The 9,159-nt window shown below is 66.6% G+C and carries 6 protein-coding genes and 3 pseudogenes; 5 read left to right on the plus strand and 4 right to left on the minus strand.

From position 1 onward, the window contains the following. Positions 1-255: 255 nt before the first annotated feature. Both CR470_RS32520 and CR470_RS32525 read right to left on the minus strand, forming a co-directional pair. Positions 256-450 carry a hypothetical protein gene (locus tag CR470_RS32520; protein WP_257138990.1) on the minus strand — a complete coding sequence of 65 codons (195 nt, stop codon included), beginning with the start codon at positions 448-450 and terminating at the stop codon, positions 256-258. Then, a complete protein-coding gene (locus CR470_RS32525; RefSeq protein WP_143663921.1) occupies positions 450-1,481 on the minus strand; it encodes a hypothetical protein in 1,032 nt (343 codons plus the stop codon). Before CR470_RS32525 ends, CR470_RS32520 begins: the two co-directional genes overlap by 1 nt. 724 nt (positions 1,482-2,205) lie before the next feature. Between CR470_RS32525 and CR470_RS32535 the strand changes: the two genes are divergently transcribed. Continuing rightward, positions 2,206-2,679 carry a hypothetical protein gene (locus CR470_RS32535; protein WP_257138991.1) on the plus strand — a complete coding sequence of 158 codons (474 nt, stop codon included), beginning with the start codon at positions 2,206-2,208 and terminating at the stop codon, positions 2,677-2,679. Positions 2,680-2,758: 79 nt separating this feature from the next. On the opposite strand, the gene CR470_RS41180 is transcribed toward CR470_RS32535, so the two are convergent. Then, positions 2,759-5,953, minus strand: a complete 3,195-nt coding sequence (locus tag CR470_RS41180) for a DNRLRE domain-containing protein (protein ID WP_097871058.1) — start codon at positions 5,951-5,953, stop codon at positions 2,759-2,761. 410 nt (positions 5,954-6,363) lie between these two features. On the opposite strand from CR470_RS41180, the gene CR470_RS39875 reads away from it, so the two are divergent. Then, positions 6,364-6,510 carry a hypothetical protein gene (locus CR470_RS39875; protein ID WP_179892447.1) on the plus strand — a complete coding sequence of 49 codons (147 nt, stop codon included), beginning with the start codon at positions 6,364-6,366 and terminating at the stop codon, positions 6,508-6,510. 23 nt (positions 6,511-6,533) lie between these two features. Here the strand turns inward: CR470_RS39875 and CR470_RS32545 are convergent. After that, positions 6,534-6,731: pseudogene (locus CR470_RS32545) on the minus strand (ISL3 family transposase); the annotation flags it as partial. Positions 6,732-7,426: 695 nt separating this feature from the next. Here CR470_RS32545 and CR470_RS38900 point away from each other — a divergent pair. The 3 genes and pseudogenes from CR470_RS38900 to CR470_RS41185 form a co-directional block, all read left to right on the plus strand. Continuing rightward, positions 7,427-7,660, plus strand: a pseudogene (locus CR470_RS38900) (hypothetical protein); the annotation flags it as partial. A gap of 404 nt (positions 7,661-8,064) precedes the next feature. After that, a complete protein-coding gene (locus CR470_RS32550; RefSeq protein ID WP_097871060.1) occupies positions 8,065-8,601 on the plus strand; it encodes a nucleotidyltransferase domain-containing protein in 537 nt (178 codons plus the stop codon). Between the two features lie 36 nt (positions 8,602-8,637). Then, positions 8,638-9,012: pseudogene (locus tag CR470_RS41185) on the plus strand (helix-turn-helix domain-containing protein); the annotation flags it as partial. Positions 9,013-9,159: the final 147 nt, after the last annotated feature.

A 9,159-nucleotide genomic window follows, 5' to 3' on the forward strand; every position in this document is an offset into this window, starting at 1 on the left:
GCACATGTTCAGACGAAGGCCGCTTCCGCGTACGGCGGTTCCCGAACCGAGTGATCAAGTACGACACACCGTTCGACATCGCACGTTAAAGATCAAGCTAGTCGGCGGTGCGATCAAGATTCTTCCGGTCCAAGCGGCCTCCTGTCCCGGCTTTCTGCGAAGAAGTGCTGGCTTCCGCGCTTCCCGTCCCGCGTATCGCGGACGAGGTGCTCCCCACCGGACCTGTGTGCCCCTGCCGCGAAGGGGCACACAGGGTCAGCCGATCACGGACCGGGTGAAGGCGACCGTGGCTCCGAAGGCGGCTCCGGCGGCCAGCGCAGAGGTGGGCAACGGGCTGCTGGCGGCGAAGGTGAGGATGCCTGCTGCCGCGGCGGTCTGGATGCCGATCAGGAACACGACTGCGGAACGCAGTCTCAGCAGCGGTTCTTGAGACCTGTCGTGCCTTGCCATCAGCTCTCTCCGAGGATCTGTGCCTCGGTTCGGCGCACGATCTCGCCGCCCGCGCGGAGAAGCTTGCGTCGTACACGGCTGCCCATCTCGACGTCCATGTCCACTACGAGGGGGGCCTGACGCCAGTTGAGTTCGCTGTTCTCGGCCCAGGCCCGCGCCACTCGTTGTTCGTTGTTCTTGAGCCGCTTCGTCGCGTAGCGGACATGTTGGTTGTCGAAACGGTCGGCCCAGGGTGTTGCCGCTGAGGTCGCCACGTCTTCCGGTCCCGGCTCCGGGGACCGCAGATCGATCTCCGCCGGCAGGTGTACGACACTGCGCACCATCACCTGGTGGTCGCTGTCCAGGTCGTTGCCCTCCCGCGCGCATGCGCGCAGAGCGAGGCGTACCGCGTCGGTGTCCTGGAGGTCCACGTGGTTCTCCCACTCGCGCAGGAGGAGCGCGAAGGCGAGGGCCTGGGCGTGGTCCTCGGTGGCCGGCCGGAGCCGAAGGCAGTCGTGCAGGAACTCCCGCATCGGCTCGGGGTCGCCCTGCTGGTAGGAGTTCAGCGCCGCCCGGGCCCTCCAGACGATCGGTGCCCCGAGCCGATCGAGCAGCCGGTTGATCGACCGCAGCGGGTGCAGCCAGTCCTCCGGCATGCCCCACGGCAGTGCCTTGGCGCGGGGCATGCCGGCCAAGGCGCTGCCCCGCAGTGCAGCCATGGGCCCGTCGGCCAGGTCGAACCGGAACAGCTGCCGGGGAGGCGAGGTGAGGCCGAGATCGATGATGGATTTCGCACCCGCCCGGGCGGGCGCCATGCCGAACAGCGCCGACTTGGAGGGCATCGAGAGGCCGAACGCCTTCGTCGGCGCCGGACCGTTGAAGCCGGCCAACGTCTTCGAGAAGGCGTCCAGCGCCGAGGCAGTGGCGCTCCTGCCGACGAGCGTCTTCCTGAAGGCGATCGAGTCGCCGGGGCAGAGGCCGGGGAGCAGGGAGTCGAGCTTGCTCATCCGGCCGCCCATGATGTCCGGCAACGGGAGAAGGGGATCCTTCACCGAAGGCAGGATCTTCATGACCGAGGCGGGACGTTGACCGTCGACGAGAAGCCGGTGAGGTTCGAGGTGGCCGCCCGTGCGGCGTGCAGGGAAGTGAGCAGGGACCCCGCGCCAGTGATCTGGGGCAGTACCGCAGAACTGGCGGCCAGGATGGTCCACAGTCGGCGGAAGGGGGGAAGACGTCAAGAGAGCGGAACGTGGGCACGAGTGCCTCCTTGGGCCAGAAGTTCTTTTCCTGCTCTCCGGTGACGGCATCCGGGCGTTCCGACAAAGAATCTTCGCCAGGCCCGAGTGACCTGCATCACATCACCCTGGTGATCCTCGGAGCTTTCCTTCCCGTCCCAAGGTAGTGGGGGCCGCCGACAGCGGGCGGCGTGTGCGCCTGGCAAACCGCCGGGTCTGGGGCCACTGTCATCGGCTCCAGACCTGCGGAGGTTTGAGAGGGCGCCTCGGGACCGACCACGGCGAGCCGAGCGCGGAAGCGCTCACGAAGGCCTGGACGGTGGCTGATGATTACGTGGCCGCGTACGAAGAGTGGCTGGTGAATCTCGCCACCGAGAATGCGGGACCGGGCCCGCAGATTCCCGGGGTGCGGTTCAGTGAGCTGACCAGAGGGTTCGGAGTGGACTGATTTACAGTCGGTGGCGGCGCCGCATTTGAGCGGTGTTTCCCCCGGCTTGCGAGGTGCTTGATGGGTAGGTTGCTAGATTCATGCGATACGACGGTGTCGGCGAGCTATCGGCTGTTCGGGCTGGTTGATACGGCCATGGGGGCTGAAACGTTCGATGCTGATGTGGACCGATCGAAGTGGCTGCTTCCGGGGCCGGGGCTGGTGTATTTGCAGGTTCCCTCGGAGGTGAGCACGACGGTGATACGTCTTGAGTCGTGGACCGGTACACCAGCACAGCCCTCTGGTCAGTGGGCGGGGCACGAGGAGATCGAGGTGGACCTTCCCGAGGGTGAGCTGCAGCTGCAAACCCTCGACTCCGGGGTACTGGAGATTCTTCCGCTGGTGTTGCCTTCGCCAGGCAAGTACCGGATGAGGTGGCAGTGGGTGTTCAACCCGGACGGGGGTCCTTTTACCTCTCCGCTGGAGGGCTTTTCCGATGTGCTGGCCACACCTGGTGGTCATGAAGCCGCTCTGGGCGGGGAGGACCAGTTCTGCTTGGTGCAGATCTGGCGGACTGCCACCTGCTGAACCGCGTCCCAGGGACCGCAGGGCCGCCCCCGAAGGGGGCGGCCCTGCTTCTGTCTACCGGAGCATCACTGCAGGAGTGTCAGTCGCCGATGGTGACGGTGAAGGCTTCCCAGTTGAGGATCCGGTCACTGTGATACCAGGCGCCCAGGCGGGCACCTGCCTCTTGGTTTTCCTTCGGGTCGATGTAGCGGACGGAGAAATCGTCCTTGAACTCGTCGCCTTCGTACTGGTAGCGGGCAGCGCCTTCAGCTGACGAGCGAAACGGGTATTCGTCGCAGTCCTTGCCTGCCGCCGGGGCTCCGGGGGTGCTCGCGTTGCAGTCGAGTTTGCGGACCGTTTCGTTCGCGTCGTAGCGCTGCTTGGAGGCGGCATTAGCGGACGCGGTAATGCGGTGGAGCGGATGCAGCGGGCTTTCGCCAGGCAGGTTCTTCCCGGTCTTCTTGGGGTAGCTGGCGTCCGGGTCCTTGCGAGCCTCGTCGATGTGGCGGGCCACCGCCTCGACACCAGTGTAGGGGGTGGGCAGACCAGCGTCGCTGGTGTCGCTCTTGTCGTAGCGCAGCGACGGGGTGGCATCAGGAAAGACTGAGCCGGTCTTGGCCCACGGGTTGTAGGCCGCGCTGTCGAAGCGGACCTCGCCCTCTTCGCCCTCTGAGGAGATGAGCTGGCTGTAGCCAGGCAGGGTGAATTCCAGCTTCGGCGTGAACTTGCCGACTGCCACTTGGTCACCGACGGCGACGTTGGGAAGCGTGGGGGTGGTGGACCACAGGTCGAGCTTGGTGTCGCCGTCAGTTCTCCAGCCGGTGGGCGAGTCCTCACGGCCTTCGTAGACCCCGAAGTAGCAGGCCCTTTCCTGTACCGCGGTGGGGTTGCCCGGGGCCCAGGTGCCTTCGCACGGAAGGCTCGCTTCGATCTTCGCGCCGGGCTTGCCGAAGTCGCCGCCGATCCAGTGGACGTCGAGGTTCAGGTCGAAGTCGGCCCAGCGGGTGTATTCGCTGTCGTCGAACGAGCCGATCTTGCCCTGGCCGATGAGGGTTTGCGTGGCGATGAACTCGCCGTGTAGGTAGCAGCCCGGGGGCCACAGGCCGCACTTGATGGCGGGCATCAGGACCAGTGTGTCCTGGCAGTAGGAGAACCGGTTCTTGATCCAGCCTGCCGCGTTGTCGGCGTCGTCGGCCGCGGTGCACTCGGCAGGGTCCTTGATGTACTCATACTGGTCGGCGGGCTTCCTTCCGCCGGCGAACTTGGTGGACGGTGTGGTGTAGGTCCGCTCCCATGCCGCCCGTGTGCTCCTGGGGGCCTCGGTCTTGAGAGCGGAAGGTCCGTTGGTGGGCTTGATGCCGAGGGCTTCGAGGTTGCCGTCCCGCTTGAAGACGTCCTGGATTTCCTGGACCTTCGTGGGGTCTTTGACAATCTTCGGGTCGGAGATGCTGTAGAAATCGCCCGACTGCAGGTTGGTGGGCTTACCCGCGGCGGCGGTTTCGACGACGAATGTGCGCCACGGGGACCAGTTGAGGTTGTAGTGGGTGCCGTCGTAGGCGTTGGTGCGGAATTTGTACATCTTGCCGTCCACGAGCTGTCCGGCGGGGACCTGCACCGTGGCCCACGAGCCGGGGGCCACGGAGGCGGAAACGAGCAGTCCTTCTCCGGCCGGCGTGCTGATCGGCGTGTTGGTCTCCGCGTCGTAGACCTGGAAGGTGCCGCTCACCAGGTCGCCGTCCGCGTCCTCGAACTTGTCCCTCAGCGTCGGGGTGAGGGTGTTGACGCCCCACACATCGTTGTGCGACCGGAAGGGCGGTCCTGCTTGCTGGGCTGTGCCGTCCAGCGGCCGGTAGTTGTAGGTGACGCTGAGCTTGGGCTGGTTGGTCGCGTTGTTCGCGGAGTTGACACGCTTCCAGGCTGCGGTGCCGTCGTTGGCCGCGCGCAGGCCCATGTGGCCGCGGGTCGCCTTGGCGGAGGCCCAGGTCTGCACCAGCGTGTCGACGTCGGCGTTGATCCACCCGTCGGGCTGAGCACTGGTGCAGCCGGGGTTACCACGTGTCTGCGTGGAGGAGTGGTACTGGGTCCAGGTCGGCTGGTTGGTCCACCGCGACGACGTCGACGACGCGCTGGTGTTTCCGATGGTCCAGCTCTGAGCCGAGCAGTCGGTGTTCCCCGAGTGGAAGTTCCACAGCGCCAGGTTCGTGTCGATGATCAACGCGTCCTGAAAAGCACTGGTATTCCAGGTGATGAAGGATCGCGCGGTGCGCGGTGTCCCGTTGGGATTCGTGGTGCCAGGGTTGCCGAAGTCGAGCTCCACATCGGAGGACCAGTCGACCGTCTCACCTTGCTGGACATAGGTGTCGAAAGTGTTCGCAAGCGCAGAGGTGGAGGGGTCCACCGTGACCGGGTACTGCGTGGCCGGGTCGGTGAGGAAGCCCGGGTCGGGGGCGACGACAAGGTCGATCTGCCCTTCTCCCTTGTCCCGGACCTGCATGTCGACGCGGGCGCGGTTGGTGTGCTCACCCGAACGTGCATCAGTGGCGGCATCCCACATCACCGGAGCAGGCATGGTGGCGCGGACGTCACCGGTCTCGGAGTCGGTGAAGGTGACTGAGCCGTCCTTGTTCGCCTTCGCCTTCATCCCTTCCGCAAGTAAGGGCAGGGTGTAGGTGAAGTCGGCGGCGGCAGGCTTCTCCGCCAGTTCTACGAACTGCTCGAAGCCCGTGCGGGTCGCTTCCACGATGACGTCGGCGCCGGGGACGGCGTCGTGGTAGCGGGCGCGTGTTCCGTTGAGTTCAGGCTCGGGCAGGGCGCCCTTCCATTGGAGGGTGACGCTGCTGTCACCGCTTCCCAGCGTGACGAGGTCCCGTGCCGGAGAGTTCTGTGCTGCCTTGAGGGACTTCGCTTTGGTGCCGCCCTTGCCGGCCAGATGCAGGCCGTGGGGGTGCTCCTTCGAGCGGACGGTGCCATCGGGATCTTTGGTGAGGGTGACGTCGACCTTCCGCCACTTGCCCTTGCGCCACACCCGCTCCGGGCCGGAGGTGAGCTCGGTGGTCAGCGTCCCGTTGGCGTTGGCGACGGTGTGGGAAGTTGCGGTGGTCTCATCTGTGGCGGCCACCTTCTTCCCGGTTCTCTTGGCCTCGGCAACAGCCCAGCCTTTGGAACCGGTGGGGTACTTCGCCGTCTGAGCGGCGGCGAGGGGCTGCCCCTCGGCCCCCGCGGAGCCCTTCGCTGTCGTGGCTGTGGCGGCGCCTGCCGTCCCCGCTGCGAGCGCGACTTCGGCGATCAGCAGCAAGGCGGCCCCGACAGCGAGTCGGCCTCTCGTTCTCCCGCGTGAACGGTCTATTCGTGAATGCACGAACTACACACCCCTTCTTGATCGGCTAGGTGCACGGGCACTGTAGGTAGATGGAACGAATGTTCGGAGACGAACGGGGGAGTTGACCGAAAGCAGCTGCGGTCGAATGCCGGGTGGGGCAATGCAACACGGAGGGCGAACCTCGTTAAACGTTGCGTCAATCACGTGGTTGGGTCGGCAACGGGGCTGACAGTGGACGCCATGTCAAGTAGGTACCTTTCGGACTCGGTTGCCACTCGACAGCCTCAACGGCTTCGGCGCCCAGCTCCGCCCTCACCGAAGGCGGTGGCCATCGATGCCTCACTCTTCACCCGCGCAGAAGGTGACGTCCCGACCAGGTCGAGTGGGTGCGGATCGACGACGACATCGAGCACGAGGCGCTGGCCGCACACGCAGCGTTCCTCGCCGGCCCCGGCACCGTCGAGCTCTCTCCGCTCGCCGAGCCGCCCGCCGACCAGGACCGGGACTGTAAAATGTTCGCCTCTGGCCCGTAGTCGGTGGTTACCCCGGGTAGCGGTCAGGGTAGGAGGATGCGGTGACGGAGGAGGTCGAATCCGGCGCGTCCGTGCATCTGTCTCATGATCCTCTTGGTCCGGGTGTTGACGCCCCCGGTGCGGCCGTTGTGATAGGGCAGGGTGAGGCCAGCGGCGACGGCGGCCCGGTCGATTTCGAGGCCGTTGGTGAGACTGCGCAGGTGGGGCAGGTTGACGGCGCGGGCGGTTGGTACCGCCGGTTCTGCTGCTCGATACGGGCGGTCTGCGCCTCCTGGGCCTGCTGAACTTCGGCGCGTGCCCGGGTCTCGGCGTGGTGGAGCTCCGGGTGCTGCTGGGCGATCCGCTGCCGGAGGGCCTTCCCGGTGCGGGCGTCATCGGCGACGGTCCTCCCGCGCCTTGTTCGCCGTGGCGAGCGTGCGCGGGCTGCTGCGGTGCTGACGGCCCGGGGGCGCGTCGGCGACGGTACGACGACCACCAGGGCCGGGGCGGGCGGCTCGTGGAACAGGTCGCTGACCATCGAGTCCGGCCTCGACTGCCCGAGGAACCGGGCGTAGGCGTCGACGGCGCGCTCCAGGCGCTCCTCCTCCGTACGGGCCGTACCGAGCCGCGCCCAGGGGGTCTCCTCCGACTCGATTACCGCGAGCGGCAGCCAGAGGTGCTTCTCCTTCTTGCCCCTCGTCAGCCCGGGGTGCGCGGCGAAGGCGTTCGCACCGTGCCCGTACAGCAGGGAGGTGTCGCACGTCATGCTCTGCGAGGCCGCGATGGTCATCGCGTACCCCAGCGACAGGGCCCCGCCCGCGATCTGGTCGGGCGTCAGCCACGCGGACACGTACGCGTCGTCCTGCCCGCGCTCGCGGGTCCGCCAGGTCACCTCGACCCGCCCGTCCTCGGCGATCTCGGGGACGACGGCCCGGTACCCGTTCAGCAGGTCCGGCCCCTGCCCGCGCCTCGACCTGTAGTCGTTGGCTCGGGCGCGTGCGGCGTCGGGGCCGCCTTTCCCAGCGCCGCCCACCTCGCCTCCTACGCCGGCCTCGCCCCCACGACGAAGCCGTCGAGTTTTGCCCGCCAACGCACCAGCGTCCTGTGCGCCATGCTCCGCGACGGCACCTTCTACGAGTCCCGCATCCCTACCGTCACCCTCGCCGCATGACCACCCCAAACACCCACACACCAGGCACCACATCCTTGGCGAAGGACATAGAGACCCCCGCGCGACAACGACGCCCTGCTCCTGGCTGCGCACCTGCTCACCCGTTCCGCTCTCCCCCCTGGCACGACATCGAGGTCCGCGCGCACGCCTGGACCCTGCTCTTGGCCGCCGAGGCCCAACCCGCCTCCGAACACTCGGCACCACCGAGCAGCTGCGCCGGGCGCTGGTGGAGGCCGGGGAGGTGGACCTCGCCCGGACGACGTCGGCGATTAGCTGACCTCACTGGTCCCGGCCAGGGAAGGAGGCCGCTTGTGGCAAGTGCCGCATCAGGCAACGTTCGCCCTGTGGGAGACAAATAAGGTGCTGGGCTGAGCGGTTGCCGCGTAGCCTGCCTGGCTGTGGACATGGGACGTGCTGATCAACAGCTTCGCCTGATCGCTGAGACCGTGCAGCTTGCCGGAGTTCTTGAGGTCGAGGTGTGGCTTCGCGGCGGATGGGCCATGGACTTTTTCCTCGGCGAGGTCACGCGAGATCATGGGGATATCGACTGGTTCGCGTGGGCAGACGATGCCGGGGTCCTGGCGGAAGGCTTGCTGTCGCGCGGCTATCAACCGGTCCCAGGACCGCCACCTGACCTGCAGCTCGATTTCGCCAAGGACGGACTGGACCACAGCTTCACGCTCCTGGACCGGGATACGGCCGGCCGTGTGGTGGTCGCCGGAGGCCCATGGGCCGGTGCCCCCTGGCCCGAGGGAATGCTCGATGCCGGGCCAGGTCGCATGGGTGGGCTGCCATGTCCAATCGTCAGTCCGCAGGCTCAGATCGAGATCAAGCGGATGATGCCGATCTGGGATCCCTCACGGCCTCGACGGACCAAGGACGCCGAGGATATCGCCCGGCTGGAGGCGGCACTCCTGGCACAGGACAACCCGTCCGAGTGAGGCTTTTGGGTGTCGGCCGTCTCCTACTCTCGGGCAGTGGCAGAACGAGTACGCGTCCGTGAGATCGATGACGATGAGGGCCGGCGGCTGCTGCGGATCATCCGCAGAGGTACCGGGTCGGTAGTGACCTGGCGGCGAGCCCAGATGGTGTTGCTGTCTGCTCAGGCTATGCCGGTGACAAGGATCGCGGAGGTGTCGTTCACCAGCGATGACCGGGTCCGCGATGTGATCCACAACTTCAACGCCGACGGCTTCAGATCGCTGTATCCGAAGTACCTGGGCGGCCGCCCGAAGACGTTCACGCTGCCCGAGCGCCGCGAGATCAAGAAGATGGCGAAGTCCAAGCCGACCGAGCATGACCTGCCGTTCTCGACCCGGAGCCTGGCCAAGTTGGCGGACTTCCTGGTCGCCTAGGGGGTGGTCGACGACATCAGCCACGAGGGCCTGCGCATCCTGCTCCGAGAGGAAGGACAGCGATGGAATGACATGTCCGCACCAAATCTATGCGCGTAGCATACGGGTCTGTTGGCCGCCGGGACAGATCAAGTCGCCGTGGAT

Source organism: Streptomyces sp. rh34, from assembly GCF_002551245.1.
Lineage (GTDB): Bacteria > Actinomycetota > Actinomycetes > Streptomycetales > Streptomycetaceae > Streptomyces.

Coding starts and splice junctions, on each gene's coding strand:
- CR470_RS32550 (WP_097871060.1), top strand. CDS start 8,065: ATGGGACGTGCTGATCAACAGCTTCGCCTGATCGCTGAGACCGTGCAG.
- CR470_RS32520 (WP_257138990.1), bottom strand. CDS start 450: ATGGCAAGGCACGACAGGTCTCAAGAACCGCTGCTGAGACTGCGTTCC.